Consider the following 18,129-nt stretch of genomic DNA (forward strand, 5'->3'; position numbering starts at 1 on the left):
TTCTCCCTAACCTATTCGTTTAGCTTGCCGTGCGACAAACTGTTGTCCAAAGCGTGGTTTTAAGACAAGGTGTCCGATAAATTGATATTCTTCACCTTCCATTACCTCGCCAATTGGCCCACTAACCGTGATTTCGGGTCGGGTCCAATCAAAACTACACCGGACAACTCTAACAACCAGAATACGAAAGAAGCCATCGGCAAAGGTAATGTCTTGCACTACCCCCGTCAATGACCCTTCATTAACTAATTTACTTTTTGGCATGACCATCTAGCTCTTGGAGCGTATGCTCAATATCGGCAATCCGTTGCTCGCTCTTTTCATAGTAATCCAAGTCTAGTTGCTTAGCTTGGGTTAAAAACGATTCATAAGGTTCACCTAATGCCATTGCGACTAAGCCCCGGTTAAACTGGGTATCAGCTCTACCAGGATGGTGTTTGAGGATCCGATCATAGTAATCCTTGGCCGGCTTAAATTCGCCTAAAGCTAAGCATGAATCTCCTAAAACTTGGGCAATTTCTGGATCATCTGGGCGCAAGTCCAAGGCCGTTAACCCATAAGCAACTGCTTGCTTGTATTGTTTCTTCTTCATGTAGCTTTGCGCCAACATCAAGTATGAATCACCTTTTAATTTGGCATCCGTAATTTGGTTGTAATAAGCGATTGCCTTATCAACTTGGCCAACTGAATAGTAGAGATTTCCAAGACCGTACTTTAACAAGTTGATTGCTTTTTGATCTCCTTTAGGCTCAAAAATCCCCAAAGCCTTCATAAATAACTCTTCGGCTTGTTCATAATCTTGTAAACGGGTTAGTAAAGAACCCAAGTCATAGTAATTATTAAACTTATCTGGCGCTTCGTCGATCGCTTCAACCAAGCGGTGGACGAGCTTTTCAGTTTGCTTTTGTTTTACTTTTTCAGTCATTTTTACACCTCTCTAAATGGTATCAGTTGGGTCGACCTTTGTTTTGTGTAAGTAACCAGTTTCATTCCATTGCAACAACTGGTAACTCTTTCCATCTACGGTTGATAAAATCGTAGTTGATGTATTACTTAACCCACCCTTATCTTTTAGATGGGCGAGCGGTAAACCAAGCAAACCGTTAATTCCGGCATTGAGCGCTGCCCCATGGGAAACAACCAAAATATTTTGCTCCGGAATCATTGCCACATACTCACCAATTGCCTCCTTAAACCGTGCGATTACCGCAGAAAAACTTTCCCCACCAATAATTTGCTCATCGTATAAATCAGCATGATGGTGGAAATTTTCTTGGATAGTTGGCCAACGCTTTGCCACATCAGCAAAGCGCATCCCTTCCATCTTGCCAAGATCAAATTCCCTTAATCGTTCATCCGTTGTCATCGGAACCGGTTGAGGTAACGCCGCAATCAACTCTTTTGCCGTCGTTTGCGCCCGCAAAAGTGGCGAAACATAGGCATGGGCAAACTTAACCGGTGCTAAGTACTTAGCTAACAGCTTAATTTCGGTTAAGCTTTCTGGCAACAGTGGCGAATCTCCATGAGCCCCTTGATAGCGTGATGCAAGATTCCATTCTGTTTTTCCGTGTCGAATAAAATAAATCTTCGTCATCGCACTCACCAATTAATCCTTTTACCAATTTCTAAATCTATGATAGCAAAGATTTGGCAAATCTGGCCAGATTTTGCTAAAAAAGTGAAAATTAATTAATATTTTTACTCCATTTACTAACGAAAACTCGATAAAAACTGCAACTTCTGGCTCTTCCTAACCGAATTAATTAGATATATTGGAGTTGCTTGTCACCACGGTAAGCGCGATCAATAATTGCACTTCCAAGACATTCTTGACCATCATAAAAGACGACCGCTTGGCCAGGCGTGATTGCGCGTGCCGGATCATCAAATTCAACGGTTACCATTGAGTCGTCATCGGCAATTGTAACGGTAACGCCCTCATCAACTTGGCGATAACGGAACTTGGCCGTACAGTGAAAATGACGACCATAACGAGCCACAACATCATCAACCCAGTGAATGTCAGAAGCTTCCAGATGGGTAGCGTACAGGTGCGGATGTTCATAACCTTGCCCAACATAAAGGACATTCTTACTCATATCCTTACCAACGACAAACCATGGATCATTGTTTTCCTTAGTTCCACCAAGACCAAGGCCCCGCCGTTGACCAATCGTGTAATACATTAATCCAGCGTGCTCACCAACGACCTTACCATCTAAGGTTTCCATTTTCCCAGGTTGAGCTGGTAAATATTGACTCAAGAATTCCTTGAAGTGACCATCTTCACCGATAAAACAGATCCCTACAGAATCCTTCTTATCAGCAACTACCAAACCAGCTTCCTTAGCAATCTGGCGAATTTCTGGCTTCGTATAGTTTGCTAAGGGGAACATCACCTTTGCTAATTGGGCATGGTCAAGTTGGGAAAGAAAGTAGGTTTGGTCCTTATGAGTATCCTTGGCCCGCATTAAATGCGCATTACCATCTTCATCCCGCTTTAGGTCAGCATAATGACCGGTGGCCACATAGTCTGCCCCCAATTGGTTTGCATATTCAATAAACGCCTTGAACTTGATTTCTTTGTTACAAATCACATCCGGGTTTGGTGTCCGGCCCTTTTTGTATTCCGCAATGAAATACTTGAAGACCCGATCCCAATACTCTTTTTCAAAGTTAACGGAATAATATGGGATCCCAATTTGGCTCGCGACTTTTGCGACATCCTTATAGTCTTCTGTTGCCGTACAAACACCATTTTCATCGGTATCATCCCAGTTTTTCATGAAGACACCCACCACGTCATATCCTTGACGCTTGAGTAAAAGGGCGGTCACACTTGAATCGACACCGCCACTCATCCCCACAACAACCCGGGTTTGACTGTTATCAGCCATGCATAAATCACCATCATTTCTCATAGATTCTGGATCGAATTACGATTGAAGGTCGCATGTCCAGTAATGACCATTGTACCAAAGTTTTAATCTGTGGTCATGCTAAAAGAAAAGAAACTACTAAGGCCACTAATTTAAAGGTTGAAACGGAGCCGACACAACTTAACCTTTATTAGTGGCCTTTATCATTAAACCGGCATGCCTGCGAGAAGTTTTTCTCCCGACCTACCCCTTCTTGACAAATAATCCCCGTTCAACCATTTCATCAAGGATGAAGTGGTACTGTAAGGTAAATTCTTTGCTCCGGGCATGCTTAAAAATATTTACCTTATTAAATCCTGTGGCGTTGACCGTTTCCATTTTCATCCCACTTAAATCACTAGCAACCGTAATGATTAATCGAGCAGCAGGCTTAAAGGGGTTTTTCCGGTCTAAGGAGCCACTATATTTATAGTTTCCGCGTTTAGTTTTTTCAAAACCCAGGTCAAGTAAGGTATATGGTTTCATTTCTGGACTGATTTCATAAGTATCTTTGTCCCCTTGAACCTTAACGGCTGGTAAAAATTCCATCTTAGTTTTCCCCCTTAACCCGTTTAATAATCTTGACCAAGGTTGTCACAAATTGGTTAATTTCATCACTTGTATTCAAAGCTCCAAAGCTAACCCGAATTGATTCTTCAATCCGTGGAGAATCCTTCCCAAACATGGCAACCAAAACGTGGGATGGTTCAAGGCTCCCCGCAGTACATGCCGAACCACCAGAAACCGCAATTCCATCTAAATCTAGGTTAGTTTGTAAAATATAGGTTGAAATCCCCTTGATCCAAAGGTTCAAAACGTGATTTAAATTCTTTGGATCCATGGAACCATTAACTTCAAAGTCAATTCCGGCTGCCGTTAAGCCAGCAACAATTTGCTTCTTAAAGTCAAAGTAACGCGCTTGTCGGGTTGCTTTTTCGGTTGGGGAATCAATTTCAACCGCCTTGGCAAAGGCAGCAATTGCCGGAACATTTTCGGTCCCGGCCCGCCGTTTGGTTTCTTGATCGCCACCCTTGAGGTAACTTGGAAAATTAATTCCCTGCCGCCGATATAAGAACCCCAGCATTTTGGGGCCATTCAATTTATGCGCTGAAGTTGAAAGTAAATCAATATGGTCGCGCTTAACATCAATATCCAACAAGCCATAAGCTTGGACGGCATCCGTATGGAACCAAGCTTGATGGTCAACTAACCGTGCCCCAATTTCTGCGATTGGCAAGTGACTCCCAACTTCGTTATTTCCCATCATGATTGAAACCAAGATTGTCTCATCATCCAAAGCGGCATCAAAATCAGCGAGTGAGATTTGCCCCGTTTCATCAACTGGCAAGTAGGTTACCTTAAAGCCTAAATTCTCAAGGTACTTCATCGGTTTTAGAACCGCTTCATGTTCAATAGCCGTGGTAATAATATGTTTACCAAGCTTTTGGCGACTTAGCGCCGTTTGAATAATTGCCGTGTTATCACTTTCTGTTCCCCCACTAGTGAAAACAATTTCGTCATCTTCGGCATTAATGCTTTGGGCAATGACGTGGCGGGCATCTTCTAAAACTCGTTTGGATTCTCTGCCGTAGCTATACCCCGTTGAAGCGTTCCCCCAATTTTGGTGGAGGTTTTCAACCAAGGTATCAATAACCGGTTGGGTCATTGGGGTTGTGGCAGCATTATCAAGGTAGATCTCAGCCATTAAGCAATCTTTCCTTCCTTTAAATCAGCAAATAACTTCAAGAGCATCGTTGCAGAACGTTTTCCAGCTTCGATGATAAAATCATCGAAGGAAACACTGGCTTCTTCATCCCCAGTATCTGACATTGCCCGGACAACGACGTATGGAACATGATGATCAGTTGCGACTTGGGCAACAGCTGCTCCCTCCATTTCAGCAGACAAGGCATCTGGAAAATGTTTTTTAATTTGCTCAATTTGGGCTTGACTTGCAATAAACTGGTCCCCCGTCACAATGAGACCCCGCTTGATGTTTAAGCCCGTTTGTTCACCAGCGCGCGCGATTGCCTGGCTCCACTTTTCGGAAGCCTTGTACCGGGCTGGCTGACCGGCTGGTAATTGACCATAAGCATAATCGAAGGCCGTGACATCAACATCATGATAAGCCGTTTCCGTTGAGATCACGACATCACCAACGTGCAAGCCATCCCCAATTCCACCAGCGGAACCAGAGTTAATAACCACCGCAGCCCCAAAGTCGACAATTAAGTGTTCCGCCGTCAAAGCCGCTTCAACTTTCCCAATTCCTGATTCAACCAGGACGACCGTTTGATCACTTAACTTTCCTTCATGATATTGCTTATCGCCCAAAGTTGTTACTTTACTATCCGTTAACTGTGCTGTTAATTCCTTGATTTCCTCAGGCATGGCACAGATAATTCCAAACTTCATCTTAGTCACTCCTCTTTACCCAACAAAGAATAAAAATAAATAAACAATGACGATCGCAACTACTAAACCAATAATCGTTAAGTTCAACCGATGCTTTAATTGCGCCGTCCGTTCCGCTTCCAATTGCGCTTTGGTTAGCCGCAAACTTTCTTCCCGAGTTAATTTTTCCGACGCTCGGTTAGTTTGTGGCTCATCCTTTTGCTTTTGCGCCTGTCGACGCCGATATTCACTTCTGGTTAACGGTTCTTTATCCATTTTGCCTCTTTTGAATTGCTATTTTGCGATTGCTACCCAGTAATAAATTGCTGAAATGGTCTTTTGATCTTCAATTTGGCCATTCTTAATCATTGCCAAGGCTTGGGCCTGATCAACCCAAAACATCGCCAATTCTTCATCTTCATCTTGTGGCAATGCTTCTTTGACCGGACGTAAATCCGTTGCCAAAAAGGTTGTAATATATTCATCGCAGAAGCCAATCGAAGTATAAGCCCCATTGATTTTTTCTAAATGCCCTGCTTTTAGGCGGGTTTCTTCATTCATTTCCCGGATGGCCGCATGTTCTACACTATCATGATCCCGTTGATCAACCTTGCCGGCGGGAATTTCGTAAGTTAACTTTTGTACGGGGGCCCGCCATTGTTTCATTAAAGCAATTTGTTGCTGATCGTTAATCATTAAAATTGCCACTGCAGGGGCATGATGAACAATTTCGCGACTCGCTTCGTTACCTAGCGGCGTTTTCACCGTTTGTTTTTCAACTTGAATCAGATACCCATCAAAAATCTTTTCTGACCGTAAAACTTTTTCCTCAAAATTCATGAACCTTCACCGCCTTTATCTTCACGTGCGCTGCTTGCCAACCCCGCCGGCCCATTACCAAGACTAAATTTACTTTCCGCCCGGGTTGCATCAATGGTCGACTGGCTGGCGTAATGGCTTGAGTATGCACGAAAATATCTGCTTCTCCAGGAACTTCGATGAATCCCCAGCCTTTGGCCCGGTCGAACGATTTGACTGTTCCTTCCATTTTAATTCCTCCGATTACCAATTTAGTTGCTTACCAGTGGCTTTTAAACATTTTTAGAAAATACAAAAAGGCCGAGGTAAACTACTCAGCCTTTTCATTTTACAACATTTATTTAGTTTTCGCTTGCGAGATTAATCTTCCAAACCAGTTTCAACCGTTTCTGGGAAGTTAGCTCGCACAATGTGAGCACACCGCGCACAAAGTTGTGGATAAGCCGAATCACTACCAACGTCTTCCTTAGTCATCCGACAACGCGCACAAACTTCGCCGGTCGCCTTTTCAATGGCAACTGCTGAATTGTCGCTAAAGTGTTCGAGGTCAGCTGGTGCATCATCAGCGGCCTCCAAGGCTAAATCAGAAACCCCTAATAACAAGGCCACATCAGTCTTGAAGCTCTTAACTAATTCTAGTTGGCTTGGTGTCAAGTAGAGGGTTGCCTTTGCTTCTAAGGATTTCCCGATTAACTTAGCGTTCCGGGCTTCTTCCAAAGCCTTCAAAACGTGTGAACGTAATTCCATAAAGGCTTCCCAACGCGCAAGTAAGCTTTCTTCGCCATCAAAGCTTTGGGCATCTGGAATCTCGGTTAATTGAACAAAGTCCTCTGGTTCATCCATGTATTCCCATACTTCTTCAGTCGTATGCGGTAAGATTGGGGTTAACAACTTAACTAAAGTCGTTAAAATTTCGTAGAAGACCGTTTGCATTGACTTCCGCGTTAAGGACTTAGCTGGTTCAATGTAAAGGACATCTTTGGCGACGTTCATGTAGAAGGCTGACAAGTCGTTGTTAACAAAGTTAATTAACCGCTTGTATGCACTCAAAAAGTCAAAGTTGTCGAAGTCCTTACGCATGCCAGCTAAGAAGTGGTTGAAGTTAACCGTCATGTATTGGTCAACTTCCGTCCGCTTCTCGAAGGCCACTGTTTCTTCAGCCGCATCAAAGTCTGCCGTGTTCGCTAACAAGAAGCGGAAAGTGTTCCGCAATTTCCGGTAAGCTTCCGAGATTTGCTGGAAGGTCCCCATTGAAACCCGAACATCAGCGGAGGTATCAGCGGACATTACCCAAAGACGGATAATTTCAGCCCCCATGTTTTGGACAACCTTAGCTGGATCAATCACGTTTCCTAGGGACTTGGACATCTTATTCCCCTTCTTATCCAAGGTAAAACCTTGAGAAAGAATTTGCTTATATGGTGCATGACCGGAAACCACAACACTGGTAATCAAACTCGAATTGAACCAACCCCGGTATTGGTCAGAGCCTTCAAGATACATATCTGCCGGGTAAGTTAAGTAATCCCGTTCGGCTAAAACCCCTTGGTGAGAAGAACCAGAGTCAAACCAAACATCCATGATGTCGGTTTCCTTAGTAAACTTACCATTCGGTGAATGTTCACTCGTAAAACCTTCTGGTAAGAGATCCTTAGCGTCCCGTTCAAACCAGACATTTGAACCATATTCGCGGAAAAGATCAGAAACGTGGTTAATCGTTTCTTCCGTCATGATTGGGGTCCCATCTTCAGCATAGAAGATTGGGAGCGGAACTCCCCAAACCCGTTGCCGGGAGATAACCCAGTCACCCCGGTCACGAAGCATGTTGTATAGTCGAACCTTACCCCATTCTGGTTTGTACTGAACTTCATCCACCGCGTTCAAAATTTCGTCCCGCATTTTATCGATGGAAACAAACCATTGATCAGTGGCCCGGAAGACAATTGGTTGCTTGGTCCGCCAATCAAATGGGTAGGAGTGCTTCAATGGTTCTTGGAGTAAGAGGGCGTTGTTTGCCTTCAATTTTTCCAAGGAAATGTCGTCCGCATCTTGGTAGAAGACGCCATCAAAGCCATCCCCATTTTCAGCAGTCAAATGCCCTTGATCATCCATTGGAGCGAAGATTGGTAAGTTGTACTTCAAACCGAAACGGTAGTCATCGTCCCCGTAACCAGGAGCCGTGTGAACTAACCCCGTCCCGGTATCATCAGTAACATAATCACCAAGGCCAACTAAAAGGTCGCGATCAAGGTAAGGGTGGTTAGTAACCATGCCTTCCAAGTCTTTCCCTTTCAAGACCTTAACCGTCTCAACATCTTCCCAACCAAGCTTTTCACTTAATTCAGCTAATAAACTGCCGGCAACAACAAACTGCCGATCATCATTAGCTGGCTTTACCACCACGTATTCGTAATCGGCATTAACCGCAACGGCTTCCGAAGCGGGAATCGTCCAAGGCGTCGTCGTCCAAACGACCAGATATGCGTTGTCATCAAGTAAGTCTTTACCATCCTTAACTTGTTCAACGAAGAAAGCGGTCTTAGCAACTACATCGTGATATTCAACTTCAGCTTCGGCTAATGCTGATTCAGAAGACCATGACCAGTAAACCGGCTTCTTAGCTTGGTATAAGAGTCCCTTCTTGGCAAAGGCACCAAAAACCTTAATTTGCGCGGCTTCAAATTCCTTGTGCAAAGTTAAGTAAGGGTGTTCCCAATCCCCACTAACTCCAAGCCGCTTAAAACCTGCCATTTGCTTTTGCACTTGTTCAAGGGCAAAGTCACGACAAAGGTTCCGGAATTCTGCTGTAGACATCTTCTTCCGGTCGTATCCGGCTTTCGTTAATTGGTGTTCAATTGGTAAACCGTGAGTATCCCAACCAGGAACGTATGGGGCCCGGTAGCCCGTCATGGACTTGTAACGAACAATAAAGTCCTTAGAAATCTTATTCATGGCGTGACCAACGTGAATATTTCCGTTAGCGTATGGAGGACCATCATGAAGCACAAAAGTTGGCTTCCCCTCGTTTAATTTTTGCCGTAATTGATAAACTTTGTTTTCTTCCCAAAGTTGTTCCCGCTTGCCTTCAGTTTCCGGCAAATGGCCCCGCATTGGGAACTTAGTTTTACCTAAGTTTAAGGTGTCCTTAACGCGCATGACTCTTCCTCCTTAATATGTTTTGCAAAGCTAAAATGAAAAAACACCCCGCCCCAAAAGGGACGAAGTGTTTTCGTGGTACCACCCTTGTTTTCGGGAGAAACTCCCTAACTTGGTCATTGAATAACGGTCATGAACCGAGATCCCCTAGAAACTTAGGGATCCACTCGAGGTGATTTACAGACGAACTTAATTAGCAACCTCTCACCAATTGTTGCCTCGCTAAGAATTAATTGCCGTCTGCCCGTCCTCATCATTGCTTTGCGAATAATCAACTAGTCAGCTGGCTTGTCAGCATCATCAGGGAAAATCACTACCGTTTGGCTTTCCGGTTCATTAGCTTGGGAAGTAGGTTCTTCCGCTGCTGGCATCGCTGGAACTTCCATTTCCGGATCGTGGGCTTCCCCTTGCGTAGCCGCAAAATCAAATTGACTTGATTGATTTGTTGCCGTTGATTCTACACTCTCATTTGAAACCTTGTCAACCCTTGAACCCAAGATCTTTTCAATTTCATCATATTGACTCAAATCATCGTTGGCTAATAATTCGTCCCAATCTTTGCTCTTAACCACTTCGAGCTGGGATTCAAGCATCACTTGGAGCCGTTGTCTGAAAATCCGGGTTTGCTTCTTCAAATCATTAGTTTCGGTTGTTAATCGCCGAGTTTGACTAGCTGCATTTTCGATGACAGCGTTAGACTTGTCGTTAGCTTCTGAAACAATATCAGTTGCTTGCTTTTGGGCTTCCCGAACCACAATTTCAGCTTCACGCTTAGCGTTACTCTTAACTTTATCAGCCGCCTCTTGGGCAACTAAAATTGACTTATTAAGTGAGTCCTTCAAGTCAGTGAAGTACTTCAACTTTTCTTCATTTGCCTTTACTTGTTCACTTAAGGCCCGGTTTTGCTCTGCCAAATCTGCAACCGTCGAAGCAACTTGACGTAAAAAGTCTTTTACTTCGTTGGGGTTAAATCCTCGCATTTTTGAATCAAATTGCTTGTTTGCGATTTCATCAGGCGTCAACGTCATTATTCATTCCTCCAAATCATGCTTTTATAACGTCAATTATAACACGTAATTTATCTTTTTTATTTCGATTACCGATCTGGGAAAGCCGAATTCTTCCAGCATGCCGGACCGACATTAAATCAAATTCATCAAGCTCATAGTTAGGGCGATCAATGGTTTCCCAGTTAACCCGGACCAGCCCCCGTTCTATTGTTTGTTTAGCCCGATTTCGCGAGTAATTGAACCCTGCAGCGATAATTACATCTAACCGTAACGAACTAACCGTCGTTTGGACTGGTTCCCAATCAACCTCCGGGGTAATGACTGCTTCAAAATCGACCGGTAAAAATTTAACCTTGGCTTTCCCAACATGGGTGATCTCGCGCCGAATAAAGGGAACCATCTCTTCTTTGACAATTACCTGGACCCGAAGGTCGGCTTTTAAAATATCCCCAAAAGTCGTTCGCGCGAGGCCTTCGCCAATTAAGGTTCCCATTACTTGTCGATGATGAAGCTCCAAAAACTTCGTTGGGTAATCAATCTCCAATAGTTGGAGCTTAAAATCTTCAGCTTGAGGGCTAAAATAAGACGGGTAAAACAACAACCGTTGCATTTCCGCTTGTGGATAACCACCCCAATGAGCAAGCTTGACGTCATCATAACGATTAACCAACGTCTGAGCAATGTAAACCTGACGGGGATTTGCAAATTCGGTCAAAACCGGCCGATATTCGTTTATTACCTGTTTTAGCCAATCCTCAATCTGATCAATAAAGGGATTTTCTTCAGGTCGAAAATGTTGTCTAAAGTCGTTTACCATTGCTAACTACTCCTATCCAACTACTAACTTAAAGCAATTGACCAAGAAATCTAATCCCTGATTGGGCAAACCAAAGCACCATGATCGCAACCACAGGCGCAAAGCTTACCCCTCCAAGCGGCGGAATAACCCGTTCAAAAAAGTCCAGGTAGGGACCCACTAACTTCGTCAGCCATTCCCCAACTTTTGAGTTTAAGCCACCTGGAAACCAAGTTAAAATACACCAAACAACAATTGCTGTTGTGTATAAGTTCAATAAACTACTAATTACCCACACAATAAAAGCGACCACTTCACCACTCCTATAAATTGTTACTATCATGTCGAAGGTCCAACCCGACACGACCACTAACTTCATAATTCTTAGGGGTACACAAGAAAATTTCTTCACCGATCCGCTTAATCTTGCCGTCAATCGCAAAAACGATCCCATTTAAGAAATCTAAGGTTCGCCGCCCAGTTTGCTCGTCCTCTTGACTAAAGTTAACGATGACGGCTTCGCCATTTAATAGCTGCTTGCTGATTTCCCTAACGTCGCTATAGATTCGCGGTTCAAATAAGGCAATCCGCCCCGGTTCCCGAGAAATTCCCTGTTGGATTGAGACGACCTTATTATTTTGTTTAACAACCGGTTGTTTTGCCGGTGTTACAGGGGCTTCCTTAGCGTAGTATTCCGTAGCAGTTGGTTCGTCGCTAATTCCAAAAAAGTTACTAAAAAACTTACCAGCCATTCAACCGCCCCCTTTCTGATCACTTCCGCCGATTCTTAAAGAAGGCTGGAGTTGAAAGATCTTCGCCCTCATCGTCGACGTTTGTTAAATTATCATTTTGAACACTGAAGTCAGGCTTTTCAACATCATTAAAGTTGTCATTTTGTCGATTAGTCAAGTTAGTACCCAGATCATCATCCCAGCCGCTAAATGGATCCGTCTTGGTTTCACTTGCTGGTTCATTGATCGGTGCCCCAGTTCCTTCAGTCAATGGCGCCGTTTCATTTTCATTGGCTTCCACAACTGGTTGTCCTTGGCTAGCTTGTTCTTGCGCTGCTCGCCGTTGGTCTTGCTTCTTTTTATCAATACCAGTAGCGATAACCGTAACCCGCACTTCATCACCTAGATTGTCGTCCATGGCCATCCCAAAGGTAATATCAACATTTGTATTGGCGGCTTGACGAATTACGCTTGAAGCTTCTTGGGCTTCAAACATTGACAAGTTCTTACCACCGGTAACGTTTACCAAGACGTGTTCAGCCCCGTCAATGGAAACTTCCAATAATGGTGATGAGATTGCCTTCTTAGTTGCTTCCGTTGCCCGGTTTTCACCAGTTGAAGAACCAATTCCCATCAAAGCAGAACCTTGGTTAGTCATCGTGTGCCGAATATCAGCAAAGTCCAAGTTAATGTATCCCGGATTAGTGATCAAATCAGAAATCCCTTCAACCCCTTGACGAAGCACGTCATCAGCTTCCTTGAAGGCTTCCATCATTGGCGTTTTCTTATCGATCATTTCCAAAAGGCGGTTGTTGGCAACCACAATTAAGGTGTCAACACTCTTTTTCAAGCGTTCCAACCCTTCTTCGGCCAACTTAGCCCGCCGGCTCCCTTCAAAGGAAAATGGCCGGGTCACAACCCCCACCGTTAAAGCACCAGAGTCTTTAGCAATCTTGGCGATTACCGGAGCAGCACCAGTCCCGGTACCACCACCCATTCCGGCAGTGACAAAGACCATATCAGCGCCTTCAAGCGTCTTCGAAATCTGGGATTCACTTTCTTGCGCTGCCTTGGCCCCAACTTCTGGATTAGATCCGGCGCCTAATCCTCGGGTCAACTTAGGCCCCAATTGAATCTTAGTTTGAGCGGCTGAACCATCTAAGGCTTGTAAATCAGTATTAGCAACGATAAAGTCAACTCCCTTGACTTTTTCGTTAATCATTTGGTTGACGGCATTTCCACCACCGCCACCAACACCGATGACTTTGATACTAGCGCCCTTTAAATCCATTTGGTCAGTGCTGGTTACATTATCCATGAAAAATTCCTCCGTTGTGGTTAATTAGTCAAAAAAGTTACTGAAGAAGTTCCGCCAACTTGTCTTTTCCTTTTTTACCGGAGCTTGAGCTGGGGTTGCTTCCTTTTGCGTTGGTTCATTTGATACTTTATCCGGTTTAGGGGCATGCCGCCGCATGTTTGCCAAAACATGTGTTTTTGCCGGCTGTGGAGCTGGCGCTGGTTTTGGTGCCGGCATGGGCCGATTAACTTGGCTCCGACTTTGACTTGGACTGGCAATCAAATCTTCGTCATGTAAGGTCCGTTTTATTAACCGGGTAACATCACTTAAATTGGCTTCGTACATTGTCAATGACAAACTGGTGGCATAACCAGGATGACGAATCCCCATTTGTTCAGGTACAATTACCCGAATATTACCAGGGAAATATTCACTCGCCAATTCTTTCAAGCCAGGCATCGCTGCTCCACCACCTAAGAGCACTAATCCTCCTGGTAACTCAGGTGCATTAATGGCTTCCAAGCGATCCTTAGCTCGCCGAAAAATCTGTCGCATCCGCGCTTCAATAATTTCCGCAAGATACTTTTCCGTGTAGTTAACGGGTTGACTCTTCCCCACTACATCGACCGCAAGTTCAACATCATCTTCAACAACTGACGCTAAGGCATAGCCGTGATCGAGTTTCAACCGTTCGGCATTCTTTTGGGAAGTATTTAAGACCGTTGAAATGTCTTTGGTAACATATTTTCCCCCTTCAGGATCAACATAGGCAAACTTTAGTTGATGATCATGAATGATGCTAGTGGTCGTCTGACCTGCACCAAGGTCAATTAAGAGGGTTCCAAAGTCCTGTTCCCCATCGGAAAGCAAATTAAAGCCAGTTGCAATTGGTCCAACCACTAAATCCTGAAGCTTCAAGCCGGCAGCAGCAACAGCTTTCTTTGTATTATGAACAATAGTCTTCGAACCAGAATATAGGGTTGCCCATAATTCAAGCCGTACACCAGCCATTCCGCGGGGATCCTTAATCCCGCGGAATTGATCAACCGCAAAATCTTTTGGAACAAGGTCAATCACTTCCCGTTCCGGCGGTAAAGCTTGTGAAAGAGTTGAATGGGCAACATCGATCACATCTTGGTTAATAATTTCGCGAGGTTGCCCTTGATCTGTAACCGTGATCATACCATGAACTTCGCTTTGCTTTAAGTAATTTGCCGGTAATCCAACCGTTACCGTTTGAATATCCGCACCTGACTTGGCCTTAGCCTTTTCAACAGCCGTCCGAATTGCCTGAGCAGTTTTATCGATATCAACGATCGCCCCATGACTAAGTCCGCCAGATGGTTGCGATCCGACCCCAACGACTTCAAGTTTGCCCTTGACGTTTTCGCACACAAGTACCTTAATCGAGGCGGTTCCAATATCTAAGCTAACATAGATTTGTGAGTTATTCATCTCAAGGAACCCTCCTATTTAAATGATTATAAATTTTATTATTTTTATTGTTGGTATTTATGTTTAAATTCTACCACATTTTATATGATAAAAGGTGATTAAATCGGGATTTAACTACGATTTAATCACCTTTGGTAATTAATTTTATTCACCAAATAATTTGGAAGCGGATGATTAATCACTTAGCTTTTGAACTATAACCATAAGAATAAGCGCCAAATTCAAGATTAATAATCCGTTTTCCATTTGTATTAGCAACAATTGACGGATAATAACTCATTTTTTCGGCCAGCGTATCTGCTCGCACAAAAACCGTATTGCCATCGTTCATTACTAATTTTAGGCGTTGCGTATCAAGCGTTGTTGGTGAATAGGTGACCTCTGAAATCCCATTGCGGATTGCAGGTTTGAGTCTTCCAACTTCCTTAGCTGTTAATTTTAATATCCCATAGTGATTTTTAAAACCATCGTAAGCAATAAATTGTTCAAGATGCCCAGTGACTGGTCGCACCTTCCCATTACTTAGTAATAGTTTCGGTTGATTACCAACATTAATCAACCCAATCACATCATATTCTTTAACCCGAATATCAACCGATCGCATCCCCGTTAACACGATCTTAACACTCTTAATTTGAGCATTTCGGGTTTGAATTTTTTGTAGCCGCGCTGGGCTCATCGCAATACTCCCCCAAATAAAACGTCCTTTCTTTACTTGGGTGGCCTGCTCGATCTCTTGATCAGTCAAATGATGATTTCCCGAAACCACTACCTGATTAATCCGTGCAAGCGGCGAAATAATATATAGCATGAACAAAAGAATTAAACTAAACGGAAGGACAACACTGATGATTCGTTGTAAATTTCGTTTTAATCGAAATTGTTTCAAATTTGGCAATTGCTTTTTTAAAAGTGGTTTTCGCCGCTTTGCACTGTTGTTAAGCGCGAGGATACTTCGTTCTTCAAGCTTCGCCAAGCGTTCATTATACCTTTGATGCTGGTCATTATTTGAATAGTGATCCGCCATCGTGTTCCTCCTTTCTGCTATTTAGATGGTTAATTTTACTTTTGATGGTCAGCTTGGGCTTTTTTCAAAATGGCAATTAAGTCATCCGCTGCCGTTGGATGGCCAATTTTTTTGGAGTTAGTTGCCATTTTATCTCGTAAGGCTTGGTTGGTCATCAAGTCATCAACCGCGGTTAATAAGGTCTTGCCAGAAAGATCATTTTCTAAAATCATCCGGGCTGCGCCTTTATCAACCAAGGCTTGGGCATTTTTAACTTGATGGTTGGCAGTCACGTATGGACTCGGAATCATGACAGTCGGCACGCCAATTGCTGTAATTTCAGCAATCGTTGTCGCTCCCGCTCGGGAGACTAGCACCGCCACTTTTGGTAATTTCTGTGGCATCTCCTCAATATAAGGGACCACCTTCACGTTTTTGCCAACTTCAACCTTCGCCAAAGCCTTTTTCACATCTTCATACCGTTTTTGACCAGTAGCAAAGATCACTTGGTAAGGTCGCTGGTTAAAAGTGGGAATTGCTTCAATGACACTTTGGTTAATTTTGGGTGCCCCTTGACTCCCCCCAAAGATCATCAAAGTTGGTACATCATCTTTTAGACCAATTTCTGACCACTTAAAGGTTGTTTTTGTTTGGGAGGCGACTTGCTGGGCCCGTGGATTACCAACCACAGTAACCTTTTCAGCAGGGAATTGTGACTTTGCGGCCGCAAAAGCAATCGCTATTTCGTCCACATACCGGCTCAAGAATTTATTAGTAATTCCAACGACACTATTTTGTTCATGAATAACGGTTGGAACATGTAAGCGCGCCGCAGCATAAAGCACTGCTCCACTTACATAACCACCCGTCCCCAAAACGACGTCCGGTTTAAAATCCTTAACTAACTTTTTGGCTTGGTGAACCGATTTTAAGAAGAGGTAAAGCGTCTTGAAGTTTGCCAAAGAAAGTGAGCGTTTAAAGCCTTGAGTCCGTAAAGTTACTAACTTAAGCCCTGCTGCCGGTACAATCTGATTTTCTAATCCCCGTGTGGTCCCGACATAAAGGACTTCGGTACTTGGATCCAATTCTTTTAAGCGCTCGATTAAGGCTAGGGCCGGATAAATGTGTCCTCCTGTTCCCCCACCTGAAACCATTAGTCGCATTATGCTTCCTCCTTCTGGCCAGTTACTTGCTCAACCGCTTCAATAAACTTGTCGCCCCGAACCTCAAAGCTCGGGAATTGATCCCAACTTGCATTGGCTGGCGAAAGTAAAATCACATCACCAGGTTTACTCAATTGCCAGGCAACCGGTACCGCGGCCACTGCATCTTGGGCTTCAGTAACTGGAATCCCAGCCATTTCCCCCGCGGCCTTCATCTTATCCTTACATTCACCAAAGACAATCAAGTGCTTAACGTGGGCTTTAAAGTAAGGAACTAACCGTTCAAAGGTGTAACCGCGGTCAAGTCCCCCAGCCAAAAGGATCACTGGTTGCTTAAAACCTTGGAGGGCAACTTGGGTGGCTTCAATATCCGTTGACTTAGAATCATTGTAGAAGATCCGATCATTTGCTTCTAAAACAAATTGTAACCGGTGGCGAACGCCAGTAAAGGTCGTCAAAACTTGAATAATGGCTTCATTATTAATACCACTCAACTTTGCAACTGCTAACGCCGCCAAAGCATTTTCAATATTTTGCGGCCCGATCAGACGAACTTTATCAATGGGCATAATTGCTTCACCACGCCAGCAAAGTTGGCCGTTTTCAACATAAGCACCTTCCTTAGACTTCATCAGCCGGGAGAAAGGCACGACCGTTGCGTTGGTCCGCTTAGCCAAGCGCTGCCACTCTTCGCGATCCCAATTAATTACTAGGTAATCGTCAACCGTTTGGTTTCGCGTGATATTTAACTTTGCATTGATGTAGTTTTCACGGGTTTTATGGTAGTCGAGGTGATTTTCAAAAATATTGGTAATGACGGCAATATGCGGATGGATGGTTGGCGCACCAAGCAACTGAAAACTAGAAAGTTCAGTTACAATTGTGTCCTCAGCTGAAAGTTTTTCGGCAATCTTTGAAAAAGAGACACCAATATTTCCAGCATATTCAACCTTTCCGGAAAGACCATTTGCCAAGATTTTTTGAATCAAAGTGGTCGTAGTTGTCTTTCCGTTGCTTCCCGTTACACTAACGAGATGTCCGGGAAAGATTTCTGCTGCCAATTCAGCTTCTGTAATAATTGGGGTGCCAAGTTCAACAAATTTGGCTACCAAAGGAACATCATAAGGAATTCCTGGGTTTTTAACCACATAATCAAACCCTTCCTTAGCCAATGATAAAGGATTATCACCAGTAATTGTCTTAATCCCAAGCGCTTCTAAATCAGCAATCACCGTTGGATCAGCAGGTGTCTTTTGATCATTTGCAACCACCTTGGCTCCCAACTTTACCAGTAGTTTAGCAGCATTAATCCCGCTAATTCCAAAGCCGATAACTAAAACCTTTTTCCCTTGGTATTTAGTAATTTGTTTCATTTTTTCCACTC

At 43.8% G+C, this 18,129-nt stretch carries 20 protein-coding genes and 1 other annotated feature; all 20 genes read right to left on the bottom strand.

The window, feature by feature from the left end; translation table 11 throughout:
• Nucleotides 1-6 precede the first annotated feature (6 nt).
• Entirely contained in the window at nucleotides 7-264 is a 258-nt protein-coding gene (locus H5993_RS02070; protein WP_180870049.1) for a YrrC family ATP-dependent DNA helicase, read from the bottom strand.
• Nucleotides 251-925, bottom strand: coding sequence for a tetratricopeptide repeat protein (locus H5993_RS02075; RefSeq protein ID WP_204776032.1), 675 nt, complete (start codon nucleotides 923-925; stop codon nucleotides 251-253). The genes H5993_RS02070 and H5993_RS02075 overlap by 14 nt, the downstream gene beginning before the upstream one ends.
• Nucleotides 926-937: 12 nt before the next feature.
• Entirely contained in the window at nucleotides 938-1,594 is a 657-nt protein-coding gene (locus tag H5993_RS02080; RefSeq protein WP_204776033.1) for a histidine phosphatase family protein, read from the bottom strand.
• Nucleotides 1,595-1,763: 169 nt separating this feature from the next.
• Complete coding sequence (gene mnmA / locus H5993_RS02085; protein ID WP_180870055.1) at nucleotides 1,764-2,897, bottom strand: tRNA 2-thiouridine(34) synthase MnmA; 1,134 nt, start codon at nucleotides 2,895-2,897, stop codon at nucleotides 1,764-1,766.
• Between the two features lie 225 nt (nucleotides 2,898-3,122).
• The gene (locus tag H5993_RS02090) at nucleotides 3,123-3,467 is read right to left on the bottom strand and encodes a cysteine desulfurase (RefSeq protein ID WP_180870057.1); all 345 of its coding nucleotides are present in this window, start codon (nucleotides 3,465-3,467) and stop codon (nucleotides 3,123-3,125) included.
• 1 nt (nucleotide 3,468) lies between these two features.
• Complete coding sequence (locus tag H5993_RS02095; protein ID WP_204776034.1) at nucleotides 3,469-4,623, bottom strand: cysteine desulfurase family protein; 1,155 nt, start codon at nucleotides 4,621-4,623, stop codon at nucleotides 3,469-3,471.
• On the bottom strand, nucleotides 4,623-5,333 hold the full coding sequence (locus H5993_RS02100; RefSeq protein WP_180870060.1) for a 5'-methylthioadenosine/adenosylhomocysteine nucleosidase: 711 nt from the start codon (nucleotides 5,331-5,333) through the stop codon (nucleotides 4,623-4,625). Before H5993_RS02100 ends, H5993_RS02095 begins: the two co-directional genes overlap by 1 nt.
• A 15-nt stretch (nucleotides 5,334-5,348) precedes the next feature.
• A complete protein-coding gene (locus H5993_RS02105) occupies nucleotides 5,349-5,588 on the bottom strand; it encodes a hypothetical protein (RefSeq protein WP_180870062.1) in 240 nt (79 codons plus the stop codon).
• An 18-nt stretch (nucleotides 5,589-5,606) separates the two neighbouring features.
• On the bottom strand, nucleotides 5,607-6,152 hold the full coding sequence (locus H5993_RS02110; RefSeq protein WP_180870064.1) for an NUDIX hydrolase: 546 nt from the start codon (nucleotides 6,150-6,152) through the stop codon (nucleotides 5,607-5,609).
• Complete coding sequence (locus H5993_RS02115) at nucleotides 6,142-6,360, bottom strand: cold-shock protein (protein ID WP_180870066.1); 219 nt, start codon at nucleotides 6,358-6,360, stop codon at nucleotides 6,142-6,144. The genes H5993_RS02110 and H5993_RS02115 overlap by 11 nt, the downstream gene beginning before the upstream one ends.
• A gap of 131 nt (nucleotides 6,361-6,491) precedes the next feature.
• Complete coding sequence (ileS, locus tag H5993_RS02120; RefSeq protein ID WP_204776035.1) at nucleotides 6,492-9,287, bottom strand: isoleucine--tRNA ligase; 2,796 nt, start codon at nucleotides 9,285-9,287, stop codon at nucleotides 6,492-6,494.
• Between the two features lie 55 nt (nucleotides 9,288-9,342).
• Nucleotides 9,343-9,553: a binding site (T-box leader), on the bottom strand.
• 9 nt (nucleotides 9,554-9,562) lie between these two features.
• A complete protein-coding gene (locus H5993_RS02125; RefSeq protein ID WP_180870070.1) occupies nucleotides 9,563-10,315 on the bottom strand; it encodes a DivIVA domain-containing protein in 753 nt (250 codons plus the stop codon).
• 16 nt (nucleotides 10,316-10,331) lie between these two features.
• Nucleotides 10,332-11,114 carry a YlmH family RNA-binding protein gene (locus tag H5993_RS02130; RefSeq protein ID WP_204776036.1) on the bottom strand — a complete coding sequence of 261 codons (783 nt, stop codon included), beginning with the start codon at nucleotides 11,112-11,114 and terminating at the stop codon, nucleotides 10,332-10,334.
• 28 nt (nucleotides 11,115-11,142) lie between these two features.
• Nucleotides 11,143-11,436: a YggT family protein gene (locus H5993_RS02135; protein ID WP_180870074.1), complete on the bottom strand. Its 294-nt coding sequence runs from the start codon at nucleotides 11,434-11,436 to the stop codon at nucleotides 11,143-11,145.
• Nucleotides 11,417-11,845 carry a cell division protein SepF gene (locus tag H5993_RS02140; protein ID WP_180870076.1) on the bottom strand — a complete coding sequence of 143 codons (429 nt, stop codon included), beginning with the start codon at nucleotides 11,843-11,845 and terminating at the stop codon, nucleotides 11,417-11,419. The genes H5993_RS02135 and H5993_RS02140 overlap by 20 nt, the downstream gene beginning before the upstream one ends.
• Nucleotides 11,846-11,864: 19 nt before the next feature.
• A complete protein-coding gene (ftsZ, locus tag H5993_RS02145; RefSeq protein WP_180870078.1) occupies nucleotides 11,865-13,142 on the bottom strand; it encodes a cell division protein FtsZ in 1,278 nt (425 codons plus the stop codon).
• Nucleotides 13,143-13,166: 24 nt separating this feature from the next.
• Entirely contained in the window at nucleotides 13,167-14,576 is a 1,410-nt protein-coding gene (gene ftsA / locus H5993_RS02150; protein WP_204776037.1) for a cell division protein FtsA, read from the bottom strand.
• A 178-nt stretch (nucleotides 14,577-14,754) separates the two neighbouring features.
• On the bottom strand, nucleotides 14,755-15,603 hold the full coding sequence (locus H5993_RS02155) for a cell division protein FtsQ/DivIB (RefSeq protein ID WP_180870081.1): 849 nt from the start codon (nucleotides 15,601-15,603) through the stop codon (nucleotides 14,755-14,757).
• A 35-nt stretch (nucleotides 15,604-15,638) separates the two neighbouring features.
• On the bottom strand, nucleotides 15,639-16,745 hold the full coding sequence (gene murG / locus H5993_RS02160) for an undecaprenyldiphospho-muramoylpentapeptide beta-N-acetylglucosaminyltransferase (RefSeq protein WP_180870083.1): 1,107 nt from the start codon (nucleotides 16,743-16,745) through the stop codon (nucleotides 15,639-15,641).
• Nucleotides 16,745-18,118 carry a UDP-N-acetylmuramoyl-L-alanine--D-glutamate ligase gene (gene murD, locus H5993_RS02165; RefSeq protein WP_180870084.1) on the bottom strand — a complete coding sequence of 458 codons (1,374 nt, stop codon included), beginning with the start codon at nucleotides 18,116-18,118 and terminating at the stop codon, nucleotides 16,745-16,747. The genes murG and murD overlap by 1 nt, the downstream gene beginning before the upstream one ends.
• Nucleotides 18,119-18,129: the final 11 nt, after the last annotated feature.

This window comes from Limosilactobacillus alvi (assembly GCF_016900115.1).
Classification (GTDB): Bacteria; Bacillota; Bacilli; order Lactobacillales; family Lactobacillaceae; genus Limosilactobacillus; species Limosilactobacillus alvi.